The sequence below is a fragment of the Rhodococcus jostii NBRC 16295 genome (genome assembly GCF_001894825.1).
Classification (GTDB): domain Bacteria; phylum Actinomycetota; class Actinomycetes; order Mycobacteriales; family Mycobacteriaceae; genus Rhodococcus_F; species Rhodococcus_F jostii.
On record NZ_BCWY01000017.1, the window covers coordinates 42,845 to 59,303 of the forward strand.

At 68.3% G+C, this 16,459-nt stretch carries 16 protein-coding genes; 7 read left to right on the forward strand and 9 right to left on the reverse strand.

The annotated features are described in order from the left end of the window. The first annotated feature begins 60 nt into the window (after positions 1 to 60). Positions 61 to 474: an ester cyclase gene (locus RJ1_RS13715; protein WP_073360674.1), complete on the forward strand. Its 414-nt coding sequence runs from the start codon at positions 61 to 63 to the stop codon at positions 472 to 474. Positions 475 to 542: 68 nt separating this feature from the next. On the opposite strand, the gene RJ1_RS13720 is transcribed toward RJ1_RS13715, so the two are convergent. Together RJ1_RS13720 and RJ1_RS13725 are read right to left on the reverse strand one after the other, a co-directional pair. Then, the gene (locus tag RJ1_RS13720; protein WP_073360676.1) at positions 543 to 1,637 is read right to left on the reverse strand and encodes a Glu/Leu/Phe/Val family dehydrogenase; all 1,095 of its coding nucleotides are present in this window, start codon (positions 1,635 to 1,637) and stop codon (positions 543 to 545) included. Positions 1,638 to 1,643: 6 nt separating this feature from the next. Further along, a complete protein-coding gene (locus RJ1_RS13725) occupies positions 1,644 to 5,156 on the reverse strand; it encodes an indolepyruvate ferredoxin oxidoreductase family protein (RefSeq protein WP_338049562.1) in 3,513 nt (1,170 codons plus the stop codon). 138 nt (positions 5,157 to 5,294) lie between these two features. Between RJ1_RS13725 and RJ1_RS13730 the strand changes: the two genes are divergently transcribed. Together RJ1_RS13730 and RJ1_RS13735 are read left to right on the forward strand one after the other, a co-directional pair. Continuing rightward, a complete protein-coding gene (locus RJ1_RS13730) occupies positions 5,295 to 5,807 on the forward strand; it encodes an Lrp/AsnC family transcriptional regulator (protein ID WP_073360678.1) in 513 nt (170 codons plus the stop codon). 23 nt (positions 5,808 to 5,830) lie between these two features. Beyond that, positions 5,831 to 6,292, forward strand: coding sequence for a 6,7-dimethyl-8-ribityllumazine synthase (locus tag RJ1_RS13735; protein ID WP_073360679.1), 462 nt, complete (start codon positions 5,831 to 5,833; stop codon positions 6,290 to 6,292). Positions 6,293 to 6,374: 82 nt separating this feature from the next. Here the strand turns inward: RJ1_RS13735 and RJ1_RS13740 are convergent, their stop codons facing one another. Further along, entirely contained in the window at positions 6,375 to 6,752 is a 378-nt protein-coding gene (locus RJ1_RS13740; protein WP_073360680.1) for a PH domain-containing protein, read from the reverse strand. Between the two features lie 80 nt (positions 6,753 to 6,832). Then, positions 6,833 to 7,474, reverse strand: coding sequence for a restriction endonuclease (locus RJ1_RS13745; protein ID WP_073360681.1), 642 nt, complete (start codon positions 7,472 to 7,474; stop codon positions 6,833 to 6,835). Between the two features lie 190 nt (positions 7,475 to 7,664). Between RJ1_RS13745 and RJ1_RS13750 the strand changes: the two genes are divergently transcribed. Next, complete coding sequence (locus tag RJ1_RS13750) at positions 7,665 to 8,720, forward strand: 2,3-butanediol dehydrogenase (protein WP_073360682.1); 1,056 nt, start codon at positions 7,665 to 7,667, stop codon at positions 8,718 to 8,720. 2 nt (positions 8,721 to 8,722) lie between these two features. Here the strand turns inward: RJ1_RS13750 and RJ1_RS13755 are convergent, their stop codons facing one another. Next, positions 8,723 to 10,234 carry a PucR family transcriptional regulator gene (locus tag RJ1_RS13755; protein ID WP_073360683.1) on the reverse strand — a complete coding sequence of 504 codons (1,512 nt, stop codon included), beginning with the start codon at positions 10,232 to 10,234 and terminating at the stop codon, positions 8,723 to 8,725. A gap of 122 nt (positions 10,235 to 10,356) precedes the next feature. On the opposite strand from RJ1_RS13755, the gene RJ1_RS13760 reads away from it, so the two are divergent. From RJ1_RS13760 to RJ1_RS46735, 3 genes are all read left to right on the forward strand, one after another. Further along, positions 10,357 to 11,808 carry a purine-cytosine permease family protein gene (locus RJ1_RS13760; protein WP_073360684.1) on the forward strand — a complete coding sequence of 484 codons (1,452 nt, stop codon included), beginning with the start codon at positions 10,357 to 10,359 and terminating at the stop codon, positions 11,806 to 11,808. After that, a complete protein-coding gene (locus RJ1_RS13765; RefSeq protein ID WP_073360685.1) occupies positions 11,801 to 12,202 on the forward strand; it encodes a YybH family protein in 402 nt (133 codons plus the stop codon). Before RJ1_RS13760 ends, RJ1_RS13765 begins: the two co-directional genes overlap by 8 nt. A 119-nt stretch (positions 12,203 to 12,321) precedes the next feature. Next, complete coding sequence (locus RJ1_RS46735) at positions 12,322 to 12,474, forward strand: hypothetical protein (RefSeq protein WP_162850333.1); 153 nt, start codon at positions 12,322 to 12,324, stop codon at positions 12,472 to 12,474. Positions 12,475 to 12,483: 9 nt separating this feature from the next. Here RJ1_RS46735 and RJ1_RS13770 read toward each other — a convergent pair whose 3' ends face one another. From RJ1_RS13770 to RJ1_RS13785, 4 genes are all read right to left on the reverse strand, one after another. Next, the gene (locus RJ1_RS13770) at positions 12,484 to 13,821 is read right to left on the reverse strand and encodes a bifunctional lysylphosphatidylglycerol flippase/synthetase MprF (protein WP_174694981.1); all 1,338 of its coding nucleotides are present in this window, start codon (positions 13,819 to 13,821) and stop codon (positions 12,484 to 12,486) included. Positions 13,822 to 13,943: 122 nt separating this feature from the next. Then, entirely contained in the window at positions 13,944 to 14,282 is a 339-nt protein-coding gene (locus tag RJ1_RS13775) for a 4Fe-4S dicluster domain-containing protein (RefSeq protein WP_073360692.1), read from the reverse strand. After that, the gene (locus tag RJ1_RS13780) at positions 14,279 to 15,874 is read right to left on the reverse strand and encodes an FAD-dependent oxidoreductase (RefSeq protein ID WP_073360694.1); all 1,596 of its coding nucleotides are present in this window, start codon (positions 15,872 to 15,874) and stop codon (positions 14,279 to 14,281) included. The genes RJ1_RS13775 and RJ1_RS13780 overlap by 4 nt, the downstream gene beginning before the upstream one ends. Positions 15,875 to 16,030: 156 nt before the next feature. Further along, entirely contained in the window at positions 16,031 to 16,459 is a 429-nt protein-coding gene (locus RJ1_RS13785) for a pyridoxamine 5'-phosphate oxidase family protein (protein ID WP_073360696.1), read from the reverse strand.

Here is a 16,459-nt window from a genome sequence, read left to right on the forward strand (position 1 = left end):
GCGACCTCGTCATTTTCATGCTAACTTGGAAATTCCAAGTTAGCGAGAGGCAAGGAAACCATGTCTGTACAACACGGAGTTCACGCAGTCGAGAATTTCTGGGCCCGGGTGTGGCAGACACCCCAGGACCCGCACGCCATCGACGAGCTCGTCGTCGACGATTTCGTCATCGTCACCGGCGGGGAGGCGATCCGCGGCCGGGACGCCTTCAAGGAATGGGTGCTGAAGTTCCAGTCGACCGTCGAGGATCTGGAGTTCATCCCCGTCGAAACGTTCCAGAACGAGGACGGCTCCCGTGTCGCGTCGCTGTGGGAAATGACCGGCCGCAATCGCGGATTCATGGGCACCGAACCCGAGGGGCAACCCATCCACCTCACGGGTACCGCGGTGTGGAACGTCCGCGCCGACGGGATGCTCGAATCCAACCGCGTCGAGCGCAATGCCTGGGAGCTGCACCGCCGCCTCACGGCGTAGGCGCTTCGCGCCCGTGAGTGGTTAACGAGTCCCTGCACTCGTCAACCACTCACGGGCGGCGGAGCCGCCTACCTGGCTGCGGCGATGCGGGCCTCGGCGACGGCGTCGGCTGCGGCGCCGGCGAGGATGCCGTCCCGCTTCGCGACGTCGAGGATCTGCACGACGGTGGCGAAGATCTTCTCGACCTGTGCGCGGACGTCGTCGGCGGACGTGCCGAGTCGTTCACCGGCCACCTGGATGAGTCCGCCGCCGTTGGCGACGTAGTCGGGCACCCAGGTGATGCCGCGTTCGCCGAGGTCGTGCTCGACCGCGGGGTGGGCGAGCTGGTTGTTCGCGGCCCCGCAGATGATGTCGGCGGTGATCGCGGCGACGGACTCGTCGGTGAGCGTGGCGCCCATCGCGCAGGGTGCGTAGACGTCGAGTTCCTGGTCGATGACGCTGGACGCGACCTTGACCTCGGGGAAATCGCGGGCCACGCGGTCGAGGGCGGCAGCGTTGACGTCGGTGGCGATCACCGATGCGCCGTCGGCGAGCAGCAGCGCGATCAGCTGGTAGCCGACCTTGCCGGTGCCCTCGACGCCAACGGTGCGTCCCGCGAGGCTGGGGGTTCCCCACTTCTCCTGGGCGGCGGCCCGCATGCCCTGGAAAACGCCGAGCGCGGTCATCGGGGCGCTGTCGCCGGACCCGCCGGCGGCCGTGTTGCGTCCGACGACGTAGTCGGTGGCGCGGCCCATCACGTCGAGGTCGTCCGAGTTGGTGCCCACGTCGCCGGCGGTGATGTACCGGCCGCCGAGTGTCTGGACGAAGCGGGCGTACGCCTCGAGCAGCGCCTCCGACTTGCCGGTGGCCGGGTCGCCGATGATGACGGCCTTGCCGCCGCCGAGGTCGACTCCGGCGATCGCGGACTTGTAGGTCATCCCGCGGGACAGCCGCAGCACGTCCTTGAGGGCGGCGGCCTCGTCGGCGTAGGGGTAGAAGCGGGTGCCGCCGAGGGCCGGTCCGAGGGTGGTGTCGTGGATCGCGACGATCGCCTTGAGGCCGGTGCCGGGATCCTGGAAGAACGTCACCTGCTCGTGTGCGTCAGCGGTGGGGAAATCGGTGCGCTCGAACACTCCCGCGCCCTCGGGCAGTGCGGTGTCGTGACGTTCCGCGGTGACAGTCATGTGTTCTCAGGACCTTTCCGGAGTGGTGGCAATCGTGATGGTGGAGGTGTCGACGCCGAGTTCGGCGAGACGCTGGAGGTAGACGGTGACGTTGCGCAGCTTCACGTCCTCGTAGCCCCGCACGAGGTCGGGAGTCGCGGCGATCAGCGTGGCGGTGTCGTAGTTGTCGGCGGAGAGGTCGGCGATCAGTCCGGCGACGGTGGTCTCGTAGTGCGCGAGCAGCTGCCGCTCGAGGCGGCGGACCTTGGCGTAGCCGAACGGGTCGAACGCGGTGCCGCGCAGGAACTTCGCCTTGGCGAGGGTCTTGAGCGCGACGTGCGAGCGGGGGCCGAAACCGATCTTGGTCTTGCGGCCCATGGCCTTGAGGACGGGCGGGTGCAGCTTGTAGGTGAGCTTGCCCGCGCCGGGGACCTCGCCGGCGGCGGCGTCGAGGAACGCCTGGTCGGTGAGCATCCGGGCCACTTCGTACTCGTCCTTGTAGGCGGTGAGCTTGTGCAGTCCGGCGGCGACGGCCTCGCTGAACTCGGTCCGGCCGCCCAGTTCGCGCTCGGCGTCCCACGCCTGCTGCACCAGTGCGATGTAGCGGGCGGCGACGCGGTCACCCTGGAAGGCAACGAGATTCGCGGCGCGGCGTTCGGCGAGTTCGAGGGTCGCGCCGCCCAGGGTGGATCCGGCGAACAGGTGTGCCGGGACGACGGTGTCGCTGCGCTGCGGCACGGCGGCCGAACTGGTGGCGGCGAGGAACGCGGCCCGGTCGGCGACGGCGACGCGTCCCCAGTGGAACGCGGCCTTGTTGGACTCGACGGCGACACCGTTGATCTCGAGGGCTTCCTCGATGAACCGGGCGGGGACGGGCAGTCCGCCGGCCTGGTACGCGGCGCCGACAAGCAGGAAGTTGGCGGCCGCGGTGCTGCCGAACAGTGCGGTGGCGGCGGCGAGCCCGTCGATCGCGGTGAGTTCGCGGGCCGAGACGTCGAGACGCTCGAGCAGCTTGTCCTCGTCGGGGTAGCGGACGGCGGGGTCGTAGACCATGTCGCCGGTCGGGGTCTGGCTCGTCGACGCGACGGTGATGGTGCGGTCGGAGCTGCCGAATCCGGCGTACTTGGCGTCGGCGGCGGTCAGCAGGTCGAACGCGAGGACGCAGTCGGCGGTGGCGGGGCTGATCCGGTTGGACGGCGCCGAGCTTCCCGAACGCGTCTTCTGATCGCTGAGCCGCAGGTGCGACGTGACGGGTCCGGCCTTCTGGCTGAGACCGGTCTGGTCGAGTCCCTCGACGTGCAGCCCGGCGCGCAGCGCGGCCATGCCGAGCACCTGGTTGACGGTGACGATGCCGGTACCGCCGACACCGGCCATGAACAGGTTGTGCGTTCCGGTCCACACGGCGGGATCGGGGTCGCCGACCTCCGGCGGAACGGGGATCTCGCGCAACGTCTTCGGCGCGCCTTCCTCGGGCAGCTCGACCGTCACGAACGACGGGCAGTCACCCTCGAGGCAGGAGTAGTCGGTGTTGCAGCTGGTCTGGTCGATCTTGGTCTTGCGGCCGAACTCGGTGTCGACGGGCTGCACGGACAGGCAGTTGGACTTGACGCCGCAGTCGCCGCAGCCTTCGCAGACGGCCTCGTTGATGACGACGCGGGTGCGGCGGGTGGGCAGCTTGCCGCGCTTGCGCTTGCGGCGGGCCTCGGCGGCGCACTGCTGGTCGAAGATCAGCACGGTGACGCCCTCGATGTCGCGCAGGGCGCGCTGCGCCTCGTCGAGGCGGGTGCGGTCCCACAGCAGGGTGTTGGCGGCGAAGTGGGCGCCCTTGTGCCGCTTCGGGTCCTCGGCGCACACGATGATCTGCTTGACGCCCTCGGATGCCAGCTTGTGCGTCAGCTGCGGCACGGTGAGCCCGGCCTCGGCGTCCTGCGCGCCGGTCATGGCGACGGCGGAGTTGTAGAGCACCTTGTAGGTGATGTTGACGCCGGCGGCAACGCAGGCCTGGACGGCGAGCTGGCCGGAGTGGAAGTAGGTGCCGTCGCCGACGTTCTGGAACATGTGCGGGACGTCGGTGAACGGGGCCTGCCCGATCCACTGCGCGCCCTCGCCGCCCATCTGGGTGAGCATGGTGACGGCGCTGTCGGTGCGGCCGGACATCGTGACGAGGGTGTGGCAGCCGATGCCGCCGCCCGCGATCGATCCCTCGGGCACCGCGGTGGAGCGGTTGTGGGGGCAGCCGGAGCAGAAGTACGGGGTGCGCGACGTCGGGAGGACCGTCAGCTCGAGGCGCGGCGGCGGGGCCGGGGTGAGAGCGACCCGGTCCTTCAGGACGCGGCGTAGCGGCCCGGTGAGACGGGCGGCGGTGAGTTCACCGTCGACGGGGATCAGGTTCTTGCCCTGTGCGTTCTTCTTCCCCAGCACGGCGGGTGCGCTCGCACCGCCGTACAGGATGTCCTTGAGCTGCGACTCGACGAACGGCATCTTCTCCTCGACGACGAGGACCTGCTCGACGCAGTCGGCGAGTTCACGAACCTTGTCGGCGCCCAGCGGGTAGGGCATGCCGACGCGGAGAATGCGGATGCCGGCGTCCTCGAGCTGGGTGTCGCCGAGCCCGAGGTCGAGCAGGGCCTGGCGCAGCGAGTCGTAGGCGGTGCCGACGGCGGCGATACCCAGCCATGCGGTGCGCGGGTTCACCTCGATCTTGTCGATCTCGTTGGCGGCGTTGAACGCCTCGACCATCGCCCAGCGCGGTCCGTAGAGGTCGGCCTCGGCGTAGACGCTGTCGGGCGGGGACGCGAGCACGCGCTGCCGGTACGACCACGGCTTGCCGTTCCACTCGATCTCGGGGAGCACGATGTCGAGGTCGGCGAAGTCGCGGTCGAGGGTCCAGAGTCCGTCGGCCACGTCGGCGACGATCTTCATGCCCGACCAGCAGCCGGAGATCCGCGACAGCGCCACCCCGTAGAGGCCGAAGGTGATGACCTCCTCGGCGTTGCGCGGGAAGAACACGGGCATGCCCATCGCGGCCATGGACCGCTCGCTGGCGCAGGGAATGGTGGAGGACTTGGCGTTGGGGTCGTCGCCCACGAGGACGAGGACGCCGCCGCGCGCGTTGGCGCCGTACATGGCGGCGTGCCGGATGGAGTCGCTGGCGCGGTCGAGGCCGGGACCCTTGCCGTACCAGACGCCGACGACGCCGTCGTGGGTACGCTCGCCGGCGGGAAGGTCCACCTGGCTGCCCCAGACGGACGTCGCGGCGAGTTCCTCGTTCATGCCGGGCACGAACTTGACGTCGTGGTCGGTGCTCAGCGTGGGGATGGCGGCGATGGTGCGGTCGAGGCCGGCGAGGGGGCTGCCCTGGTAGCCGGAGACGAACGTCGCGACGTTCAGCCCGGCGCGGCGGTCGCGCTCGTGCTGCTCCACCAGCTGGCGGGCGATGGCCTGCACACCGGTCATCAACACTGGGCCCGAATCGGCCCGGTATCGGTCGGCGAGATCAAAGGATGCTGCACTGGTGCGAGCGTCGTCTAGCTGAGTCATCTGCGATTCCCGATCCGTCGCGTTGAGCATTTCGTGAGCTTGATCCTGTATCTGGTCTAAGATTTGGTCAACGCAAATCGGCTCAACTGATCAGTTCACGCAACAGGTGACGGTCGTCACTTCCCGGAGGTACCCAAAGTGCTCAGCATCGACAAGCTCGACGTGCAGTTGCTCGGACTGCTCGGCAAGGACTCACGCATGAGCGTGGCCGAACTCGCCAACTCGCTGGGCGTCGCCCGCAACACCGTCCAGTCCCGCATGAAGCGCATGGAGACCAGCGGGCTGCTCACCGGGTTCCGCCCCAACCTCGACCTCGCCGAGGTCGGGATCCCGATCCAGGCGTTCGTCGGTCTCGAGCTCGAGCAGGGCAAGCTGACCGCCGTCGGCAACCGACTCGTCGACCTGCCGGAGGTCATCGAGATCCACGCGACCACCGGCCGGGAGGATCTGCTGGTGCGGGTGGCGACGTCGACGCACGCGGAGCTGCAGAAGTTGCTCGAGAAGATCGCGAACCTGCCCGGCATCACCCACTCGACCACCACGATCGCGCTGACCAGCCCGCTGCCGTACCGGATTCAGCCGCTGCTCGAGCACCTCACCGACGACTCGGGGTGGGGCCGGTCGACGGCACTGCCCCGTTCACAGCACTAGCACCGGTGCAGTAGTTTCAGACCATGAGTGAGAGTCAGGGACGAATCGCGTTCATCCAGGCCACATGGCACCGCAACATCGTCGACCGCGCACGCGAGGGATTCACCGACGAGGTGACCACGCTGGGGTATTCGAAGGACGAGCTGGACTTCTTCGAGGTGCCGGGCGCGTTCGAGATCCCGCTGCACGCACGCCGGCTCGCGCTCACCGGACGTTACGACGCCGTCGTCGCCGCCGCGCTCGTCGTGGACGGCGGCATCTACCGGCACGAGTTCGTCGCGACCGCGGTGATCGACGGTCTGATGCGCGTGCAACTCGACACGGATGTACCGGTGTTCTCGGTTGTACTGACACCGCACCACTTCCACGAGCACGACGAGCACCTCAACTACTTCCACGATCACTTCGTCAAGAAGGGCGCCGAGGCTGCTCGCGCCTGCGTCGCCACCGTCACGTCGCTGAAGTCGCTGCCGACCGCGAACTGAGATTCGCCGACTCCGAATCCACAACGAGAAACCACCGCCGGACGTTACGGACGGTGGTTTCTCGTTGTGGAGCTTGATGCCGCTACACGGCGACGAAATGCGACAAGATCGCCTGCACCTCATAAATGTCCACGGACTTCGAGAATTGCTTCTGCAGCGGCACCGGATTGCCGGAGATCCAGATCTTCAGTTCGGCGTCGAGATCGAAGTTTCCGGCGGTCTCCACCGCGAAATGGGTGATCGATTTGTAGAGCACGCTGTGGTATTCGATCTTCTTGCCGGTGAATCCCTGCTTGTCGACGAGGATGAGTCGTCGGTTGGTGAACAGGAAAGCGTCGCGAACCAGCAGATACGCGGCGTGGATCTGTTCACCGTTTCCGAGGAGTCGCGAGTACTCCGCGTGCGCAGCCGCCGGGTCGATCTTTCCCGCATTACCCATGAGGCCGTTCATCAAGCCCATTTTCATCTCCGCGATTCCACTCGAATGTCGACAGTCACGCTGGCTGTCGTCGGGACGAGCGAGATCGTTACGGGGCCGAACTATCGGTCCTTGGCGTGCCGGTGCTGGACGAAGAGGAGCCAGAACACCGGCGCGCCGACGACGGCGAGGATCGTCGCGAACACGCGCAGCCCCACGTTCCCTTCGCCGAAGGGGGCGATCATGAGGACGATCGTGCAGACGACGGCGCCGAGGAGTTGCCAGTGCGCGCCGAAGAAGCCCGCGACCATCGCCCATGCGTTGCGGCCGACGATGCGCGCCGGCGATTCGGGCTCGGGTGGGGGCGGCGGGGACGGGGCCACCGCAACCGTCGAGTTACGCGCGGCGGCCACCAGTTTCGGGGCGTGGGCGCCGACGGGTGGGGTTTCGCCGTCGGGTTCGCACCGGAACAGGGCGATGCCCACGGCGTCCGCGTAGGCGACGGCGTCGTCGGTGTATCCGGGACCGGAGAAGTACAGGAGTTTTCGGGCGTGGCTGGTTCCGCGGGTGCCGTAGAGGTTCGCGAGGTCCGACTTGCCTGCACTGCCGCCACGCCATTTCACCTGCGCGTACGCGCGCGACGAGTAGACGTCGATGCCGCCGTCGGCGCCTCCGAGTAGCGCTGTGGCGTCGCCGTAACCGAGCTTCTGCATCTGCTCGGCGGCGTTGACTTCGGCTTCAGCCGCCGTGCGTATGCGTGCCATGCCTCACTCCCCCAGATCGAACTGTTCTTTCCCTTCGAAGGTACCCGCAGATCCGGCCAAACCAGCTATCCGCCGGTGAACGTCACACAGACGTCGTCGGATTGCAACGCACTGCAACCCTTCCCAGCCCGGTTGCCGCGTCGTACCGTTCGGCTCATCAGCACGTTCACAATGCAGTGAGGGCGGATTCATGAGAGCAGCACGCTTCCACGGACGACGCGACATCCGGATCGACGACATCCCCGAACCGGAATTGCGGCCGGGCGCCGTGAAACTCCGGGTCGCGTGGTGCGGCATCTGCGGCACCGACCTTCACGAGTACCTGGAGGGCCCGATCTTCATCTCCCCGCCGGGGCATCCGCATCCGCTGTCGCACGAGAACGCGCCGGTGACGATGGGGCACGAGTTCTCCGGAACGGTGGAGGAGGTCGGTGAGGGCGTCACCGATGTCGCCGTGGGCGACAACGTGGTGGTGGAGCCGTACTTCGTGTGCAACGAGTGCGCGTCCTGCAAGGCGGGCAACTATCACCTGTGTACGAAGATGGGTTTCATCGGATTGGCCGGTGGCGGAGGCGGACTCAGCGAGAAGGTAGTGGTCGACCGCCGGTGGGTGCACAAGATCGGCGACATCCCGCTCGACGAGGCGGCCCTGATCGAACCGCTCAGCGTCGCGCATCACGCGGTGGTCCGCAGTGGCGCCAAGGCGGGTGACGTCGCGCTCGTCGGCGGCGCCGGGCCGATCGGACTCCTCGTCGCCGCGGTCCTGAAGGGCCTGGGCGTCACCACGATCGTCACCGAACTCAGCGACGCCCGGAAGCAGAAGGCGCTGTCCAGCGGGGTCGCGCACCACGTGATCGACCCGTCGTCGGAGGATGTGAAGGCCCGGGTGCTCGAGCTGACCGACGGTGTCGGCGCCGACCTCGGATTCGAGTGCGCCGGCGTCAACGCCGTCCTCGACACCATCCTCGACGCCGTCCGGCCCGCGGCTGTGGTGGTGAACGTGTCGATCTGGGGCAAGCCCGCGACGGTCGACATGCAGAAGCTCGTCCTCAAGGAGATCGACCTGCGCGGCACCATCGCCTACGTCCGCGATCACGAAGCGGTCATCGAGATGGTGCGCAGCGGGGTGATCGAGCTGGCCCCGTTCATCACCGGCCGGATCGACCTCGACCACCTCGTCTCCGAGGGCCTCACGACGTTGATCGAACACAACGACACGGCGGTGAAGATCCTGGTCCGGGCCTGACGTCAGTCGGGTTCGTCCGTGGACGGAGTCACCGCCCGGGCCTTGAGAGCCAGCCACAACTCCATACGGTCGTCGGCCTGATCGAGGTTCCGCCCGGTCAGCGCCGCGATCTTGTCGATCCGGTTCCGGACCGTGTTGCGGTGCACCGACAGGGCGGCGGCCGCGGGGTCCCACGCACCGTTCGCTCGCAGCCACTCCTCGAGCGTGCGCTGGAGTTCGACGCGTTCGCGGGGCTCGAGCTGGTCGAGGGGCGCCAGGACCGCGGTCGAGAAGCCGCTGAGCACGTCGGCCGAGCCGAGGCGCAGCAGCAACTGGACGGTCTCCCCTTCCTTGGCGTCGACGGCGCGGCCGAGTCGCGCACTGACGGCGACGAGCGATCGCGCCTGCATGGCAGAGACGGCCAGGGCGTCGACGGGAACCAGTGCGCCGATCCCGATCGCGCATCCCTCCGCGACGCCCGACAGCAGTTCCGCGAGCCCGGCGAGTTCGGGGTGCGCGATCTCGATGTCCGAATTGCGCTGCCTCAGGACACAATCCGGCAGTGCGGCACCGATCCTTGCGGCCAGGTCGGCCGCCGACTCGGGAGTGGAGCGCACAACGGCGATCTGCAGCGGATCCCGGGACAGCCCGATGCCGGCGGCGATCTGGTGCGCGCGTTCCCTCCGGAGCCCCGGCCGGAGCAGCTGCGCCAGCGCCGCCGCCCGGCGCTGGCGCTCCGGTTCACCGGCCACGTGACGGCGTTCGAGTTCGAGCGACAAGAGCGATACGAGAACGTTGGACGCGTGCCGCAGCGCGCTGTGCGCCGACCGTTCGAGCACCACGAAGGCGAGTGGGTTGTCGACGCGGACGGGGTGCAGTTCGAGTTCCCGCCGACCGGCGCCGCCGAACGCCGTCCAACCCTTCGCGCGGGTCGTGTAGCGGTCCACCTGGTCGACGGCGTCCTGCAGGAACGCCTCGTCGACGCCGTCCGAGAGCTGCACGACCCTGCCCGACGCGTCCAGCACAGCACACACCGAGCCGCTGACGGACCGCCACTTGTCGAGCAGACCGCTCAGCGGCGACGGTCCGGCCGCGACCGCGGTGAGCTGATAGCTGAGTTCGATGGCGTCCTCGAGCGCGCGTTTCTCCTCCTCGGCTATCCGGGAGAAGATCCACTTGGTGATGGCGATGAACGGCACCGAGTCGGGCGCGATGAGCAGCGGGACCCCGAAGTCACGGGCCGCCTCGACCAGCGGTTCCGGCGGCGCCTGGTACGGCAGCCCGTGCCCGAGCCCCAGACACAGGGCGGCGACCCCGCCCGCGACGCAGTCGCCCACGTAGTCGCGGCACCCGGACTCGGTCATCGGAAGCATGAGACCGACGGTCATCAGCAGCTCCCCGCCCTGCAGCCAGTCCCGCGGGCGGGTCAGTTCGGACACGTGGGCGGCGGTGATCGGGTTGCCCACTCCCGCGGACCCGGTCATCGACGTGAGCCGAAGCGTGGGAGCGGTCAGGACGTCCTGGACGGTGATCACCGGGGCACTCCTTGTACGAATAGCCCAACCGTAATAGACGAACTGTACATCTCGCCTCTGGTGCCGGGACGGCGCACTGCGCAGAGTAGTGATCAGAGCCACATCACCTTCCAGGAGTTCCAGTGACAGATCACTCCGGCGACACCGCCGCGACCCTCGGTGGCAGCATCGAGACCCGCTCGATCGACTACGTGCCCGAGGACGAGCGCCACGGAAAGGTCCGTGACCAGGGACCCTTCTGGTTCGTGGGGAACTTCCAGCCCTTCACCGTGGCGATCGGTTTCGTCGGCCCCGCCCTCGGCCTGTCGTTGGGCTGGACGGTCGTCGCGGGCATCCTCGGCATCTTCTTCGGAACCCTGTTCATGGCCTTCCACGCGTCGCAGGGACCGGTCCTAGGGCTCCCCCAGATGGTGCAGTCCCGCGCACAGTTCGGCTACCGCGGTGTCGTGCTCGCGCTCGTCGGGACGTTGTTCACGTACGTAGGGTTCAACGTCGTGGACGTCGTCATCATCAAGACGGGCCTGCACAGCATCTTCGGGTGGAACGCGGCCGTCATCGCCGTGGTCATCACCGCGGTCGCGACGCTGCTCGCGATCTACGGTCACGATCTGCTGCACCTGTCGTTCCGGGTGCTGTTCTGGCTGTCGTTGCCGCTGTGGGCGATCCTCACGTGGGGCGTCGTGTTCGGGCACGCCGGCGGCGACGCGGGCGCGGCGACGGGCGGGTTCACGCTGCTGGCATTCGTCGCCCAGTTCAGCGTCGCGGCGTCCTACAACATCACCTACGCGCCGTACGTGTCGGACTACTCCCGGTACCTGCCGCGCAACACGCGGACGTCCGCCATCGTGTCGGCCGTCTTCGTCGGCGCCTCCGCGTCACCGGTCTGGCTGATCCCCGTGGGCGCCTGGATGGCCACCCGGCTCGGCGCCACCGATGCGCTCGCCGGCATCCACGACGCCGGCAACTCGGTGGTCCCCTTCCTCGGCAGCGTCCTCGCGCTCGTCGCCACCCTGGTGTTGGTGGCCACGATGGGCCTCAACGCCTACAGCGGCATGCTCACCGTGATCACCGGCATCGACTCCTTCCGGAAGGTCACCCCGTCGCGCCGGATCCGGGTGGTGACCGTCCTCGCGCTGGCCGCGGTCTGGCTGGTGCTGAGCCTGCTGTTCACCGATTCGACCACGGTCCTCAACACGACGCTGCTGATCATGCTGTACCTCCTCGTGCCGTGGACCGCCGTCAATCTCACCGACTTCTTCTTCGTGCGCCGCGGGCACTACGCCATCACCGACCTGTTCACCCCCGACGGGCTGTACGGAATGTGGTCGTGGCGGGGCATGACCGCCTTCTTCGCCGGCATCGTCGCCTCGGTGCCGTTCATGGTGCTGCCGTTCTACGTCGGACCGGTCGCCGCGGCCCTCGGTGACGTCGACGTCGCGTTCGCGGTCGGCCTCGCCGTGTCCGGAATCGTGTACTGGGTCCTCTCCCGGTCCCTCGACCTCGGCACCGAGGAGCGGTTCATCGAAGACAGCGAAGCCGCACTGGCACTCGAGGAGACCCACGCTCATGGCTGACACGACGACAGCGGACGTCCAGGACGCGATCGACTCGCTGATCCGGGCGTTCGGCGAGCACGACACGACCGCCTACTTCTCCTCGTTCAGCCCGGACGCCACGTTCGTCTTCTACACCCACCCGGTGCCGCTGCCGAGTCGTGACGCCTACCAGGACCTGTGGACCCAATGGGAGGCGGACGGCTTCCGCGTCCTCGAGTGCACGTCCCGCGAGCAGAACGTCACGTTCCCGGCCCCGGATGTCGCGGTACTGACGCACCGGGTCGGCACCACGGTGCAGGACTCGACGGGAACGGTCGAGCTCGACGAACGCGAGACGATCCTGTTCCGGCGCCACGAAGGCGCGGGCTGGATCGCCGTCCACGAGCACTTGTCGCCGCAGCCGGATAGCTGATCGGTAACTCGCACGACGTGTACCACGTCACATCAGGGTCCCGCCGAGTTGCGGAGTTCGAGCCCCGGCGGTGTACTGGTCAGTAACCCTGCCCGGTTCGGCGTATCGAAGGTGTACAGATGACGGATCAACGGCCCGGCAAGAAGCAGTCCCCACCGGAGAAGGCGCCTCGACCGACACCGAAGGACGCGACTCCGGACGTCTCCAAGTCCGATCTCGCGGCCGTCGTCGACGCGCTCACCGCGACGAACGAGAAGAAACTCGACTACTGACCTCGACCGTCAGCCTCGCTCCCGGTGTGGCACGAACTCGAACGTCAGGCACGCGAACGCCACGGGCAGCAGGTAGCGGAACCGCAGGAGGACGTAGCGCCGGTTCCCGGTGGAATGGAATTTGCCCAGGTAGCGGTACAGCGACTCCAGCGAGATCAGCACGTCGCCGAGGTGCAGGACCCGGCGGAAGAGCCGGGCTCCTGCACCGGGCGCGTGGGGGTCGAGCAGTTCGGGAAACGCCGCGAACGACAGCGACACGTACCGCGCACCGATCTGCTCGGCGTACCGGATGACGTCGACGGTCATGCGTTCGTCGGTGCCGTTCGGTGCGTCGTCGCCGCGCCACGGAACGTCGAGGCTCAGTTCGCGCGCCGAATCCGCGGTTCCGTACCGCTGGAACGCGACCGCACGCCCGGTCGAATCGCGGGCGACGACGAGGAGAAGTCCGGGAAGCGTCCCGTCCAGCAGGTGGTCGAGGATCATCGAGAACCCGCGGCGCTGATGTCCGGCGCGGGCGTCGTCGACGATGTCCGTCAACTCCCGACGCGCCGGTTCGTCGAGGGCCGCTTCGGGGACGATCTCGGTGGTGATCCCGGCATTGTGGGTGCGCTGCACGGCCTGCCGGAGGTTGCGAAACTTCCTGCCGTGCAGAGTGAAGCTTCCGACGTCGATCACCACGTCGCGCCCGATGGGGACCGCCCTCAACGGCTTTCGGGTGTCGCCGCCGGTTTCCCACAGCCTGCCGACTCGTTCCCCCGCGCCGAGCACCGCGACACGCCAACCGCGTTCGGCGGCGAACTCCGAGAACTCGTCGAGGAGCGTGCCGAATTCGACGGCGTTGCCGAGGGGATCGCCGGACACGACCGCTATCCCGGACCGCGTGCGGTAGGCGATCGCCGCGGTCCCCGCCGCGTTGAAGTAGTACGACTTCGCCGAATTGAGCGCGAACGGCGACAACGGGTCTTCCGCGGTCTGCTGGATCAGCGCGAAGATGCGCGCCCAGTCTTCCGGTTGCGGCACGCTGCGCACCGGCAGCATCAGCACGGGTCCGGTGGCCACGAGGAGGACGAATCCCGGAGCCGGGTGTGCGCTCGTGTACGCGACATCGGCGGCGGCCACGAACAGCACCGCCGCCACCGAATGTGTCATCGTGATCGGCCGTCGCAGGTGCAGACCCCGGGCCACGAAGAGCATCGCGATTCCGGCCGCCACCATCCCGGGACGCACGGGCCCCGACCGTCCCGCCATCCACACGAGCACGATGCCGACCACCACGGCAGCCCCGACGAGCGCCGCCCGCGCCGCGGGGGACTCGGGCCGGTACACCCGCAGTCCGGGCACGGTCATCGGAGTCGACTTCGAATTCTGCAATGCGCACCCCTGCACCAGGTGACGACGGATCCGGTACCTCCAATCTAGCGGCTCCGCCGCCCGTGAGTGGTTAAGGAGTCTCTGGACTCGTTAACCACTCACGGGCGGAGCCTGGGCGGCGGCGCACCGTGCGGCAGGGACGGCCCGACTGCGGTCAGCGATCCTGCGGCACGCCCCTTCCCCCAGCCGAGCTTCTCGCGGTACCGGCCGATGTGGTCCTCCGGGATGTTCTGCCCGTCGACGAGCGGGGTGGACTGCGGGTCGACGTAGAGGGCGTCGACGGGGCAGTACGCCTCGCACATGAAGCACGTCTGGCAGTCCGATTGCCGCGCGATCACGGGGATGCCGGAGTCGGTGCGGTCGAACACGTTGGTGGGGCACGCGTCGACGCATTTGTCGCAGCCGATGCACGCCTCGGCGAGCAGCACCTCGATCACGAGGCGGCTCGCAGCAGCCCACTGTGTGCAGCACCGGTCGAGGTCCACACGTCGTCCAGCCCGCCGGTGAGGATGTGGTGGTGCTGCGCGGGGTCGAGGTCGGGATAGTCGGCGCGCTTGCTCATTCCGCGGGTTTCCGTGCGCGCCAGCGTCGAGTGGTACATCCACCGGCCCACCGCCGTGATCGCGGCGGCCTGACGGGCACGGACCCGCTCGTCGCCGGAGTCGCCCCCGAGCCCCAGCGACACTGCCGTCCACAGCGACTCCAGCCCGTCGAGCGCACCCTGCACCCGCGCACCGTCCCGCAGGTAGTTCTTCTCGTACGGGACGAGTTCGGCCTGCGCGGCCGCGACGACGGCGGACGCCTCCAGCCCCGACCGCCCCGTCGGACGCAGCCCGGCCCGGCCGGCATGGCGGAGTTCGCCCGCCCACGCCCGACGTTCGGTTCGCGCGTAGCGCGCGGCCCCGGTTCCGGCCCAGCTGCCGGACGACATCGCCCACGCCGAGTTGTGGCTGCCGCCGCCGGTGAAGCCACCGCAGATGCGTTCCCGGGTTGCGGCGTCGCCTGCGGCGAACAGCCCGGGCACCGAGGTGGCGCAGGTGTCGTCGACGATGTCGATGCCGCCGGTTCCGCGCACCGTGCCCTCGGCGAGCATGCTGACCTCGAAACGGTCGGTGAACGGGTTGATCCCGCGGCGGTCGAACTGCAGGAAGAAATTGGGCTGGCCGAGGCGCATCTGGCGCTGCACCTCGTCGTCGGCGCGGTCGATTTGTGCGAACACCGGCTCGGACAGCAGCGTTTTCGCGATCACCGACCGCCCCTTGGTGGACCCGGCACCTTCGAGAACACGTCCGTCGGCGTGGAAGAAGGTGGCGTAGCCGTAGTAGGCGGTCTTCGTGATGGTCGAGTTGGCGGGGACGATCGCGTACGCGTTGGAGAATTCCATGCCGGAGAACGTGGCGCCCACCTCGGCGGCCATCAGCGCGCCGTCACCGGTGTCGACGTTCGTGCCCAGGGCGCGGGACAGGAATGCGCAACCGCCGCTGGCGATGACGACGGCGCCCGCGGTGATCCGGTAGTCGCGGTCGTCCTGACGCTGGTAGCCCGCCGCACCGCGGACCTGACCGTCGGTGTCGACGAGCAGTTCGAGGGCCGGTGAGTGGTCGAGGATCCGGACGCCCGCCTTCTTGATCCACGCCCTCATGCGTCGCATGTATTCGGGCCCTTGGAGTCCGGTGCGGATCTGCCTGCCGGTGTCGGGATCGACGGGGAACGGGTACCGGCCTTCCTCGGCGAGGAGGTTCATGTTCGCGTACGTCTGGTCGAGGACGCGGTCCATCCAGTGGTGGTCGGCGAGATGCCCGCCGAGCGTCTCGCGGCTGGCCTTGGCCTTCGCCCGCGCGGACGGGTCGGGGTCGACGTACCAGACGCCGGTGCCCGAAGGCGCGGTGGCGCCGCTGGTTCCGCAGTACCCCTTGTCGACGAGGACGACGTCCGCCCCGGATTGCCGTGCGCGCAGGGCGGCCCACGTTCCGGCGGGGCCGCCACCGATGACGAGGACGTCGGTGCTCAGGTCGAGAAGTTCGGTCATGAAGGGCGCTCCTGTCGATGCGGAACAACTGCCCTTCAACGCTTCCGCACTTCGGGCGTCCCCGCCATCGTCAGAATCAGCGTGAACCGAACGGAGGCGGCTCCGCCGCCCGTGAGTGGTTGAGGAGTCCAGAGACTCGTTAACCACGCACGGGCGCTACGCGCCTTTGCCGTAGTCGACGCTCAGCCAGTGCTCCGGCCGCATCCGGATGATGATCGCGCTGTCGTCGTACGCCTGCTCGACGAACCCGTCGACCTCCTCGGCGGGCAGGTAGCGGGCGGCGAGCCCGCGGATGTCGTCGACGGTGGGTGATTCGTCGAACTCCGCCGGACCCTCGACGCTGACGTATTTGTAGGGCGGCTGCTCGTGCTGGGCGACGAGGCTGAACCGGCCGGCTGCGCGGATCAGCCGCTCTTTGACCGAGCCGCGCCCGGTCCAGACGTACACGTCGCCGCCGGGTTCGTAGCCGTACCAGATGGGCACGGCGAGCGGGGCCCGTCCGTCGCGGTCGACGGCGATCACCCCCACGTGTACGTCGGCGAGGAACTTCTCGCGCTGTTCAGGGGTCATCGACAACTGCGACAT

Excerpts from the sequence above, each read along its gene's own strand:
- RJ1_RS13780 (WP_073360694.1), bottom strand. The coding sequence starts at position 15,874 with ATGACCGAACTTCTCGACCTGAGCACCGACGTCCTCGTCATCGGTGGC.
- RJ1_RS13715 (WP_073360674.1), top strand. The coding sequence starts at position 61 with ATGTCTGTACAACACGGAGTTCACGCAGTCGAGAATTTCTGGGCCCGG.
- RJ1_RS13770 (WP_174694981.1), bottom strand. The coding sequence starts at position 13,821 with ATGACCGTGCCCGGACTGCGGGTGTACCGGCCCGAGTCCCCCGCGGCG.
- RJ1_RS13750 (WP_073360682.1), top strand. The coding sequence starts at position 7,665 with ATGAGAGCAGCACGCTTCCACGGACGACGCGACATCCGGATCGACGAC.
- RJ1_RS13720 (WP_073360676.1), bottom strand. The coding sequence starts at position 1,637 with ATGACTGTCACCGCGGAACGTCACGACACCGCACTGCCCGAGGGCGCG.
- RJ1_RS13735 (WP_073360679.1), top strand. The coding sequence starts at position 5,831 with ATGAGTGAGAGTCAGGGACGAATCGCGTTCATCCAGGCCACATGGCAC.
- RJ1_RS13740 (WP_073360680.1), bottom strand. The coding sequence starts at position 6,752 with ATGGGCTTGATGAACGGCCTCATGGGTAATGCGGGAAAGATCGACCCG.
- RJ1_RS13765 (WP_073360685.1), top strand. The coding sequence starts at position 11,801 with ATGGCTGACACGACGACAGCGGACGTCCAGGACGCGATCGACTCGCTG.
- RJ1_RS13745 (WP_073360681.1), bottom strand. The coding sequence starts at position 7,474 with ATGGCACGCATACGCACGGCGGCTGAAGCCGAAGTCAACGCCGCCGAG.
- RJ1_RS13725 (WP_338049562.1), bottom strand. The coding sequence starts at position 5,156 with ATGACTCAGCTAGACGACGCTCGCACCAGTGCAGCATCCTTTGATCTC.
- RJ1_RS13785 (WP_073360696.1), bottom strand. The coding sequence starts at position 16,459 with ATGTCGCAGTTGTCGATGACCCCTGAACAGCGCGAGAAGTTCCTCGCC.
- RJ1_RS46735 (WP_162850333.1), top strand. The coding sequence starts at position 12,322 with ATGACGGATCAACGGCCCGGCAAGAAGCAGTCCCCACCGGAGAAGGCG.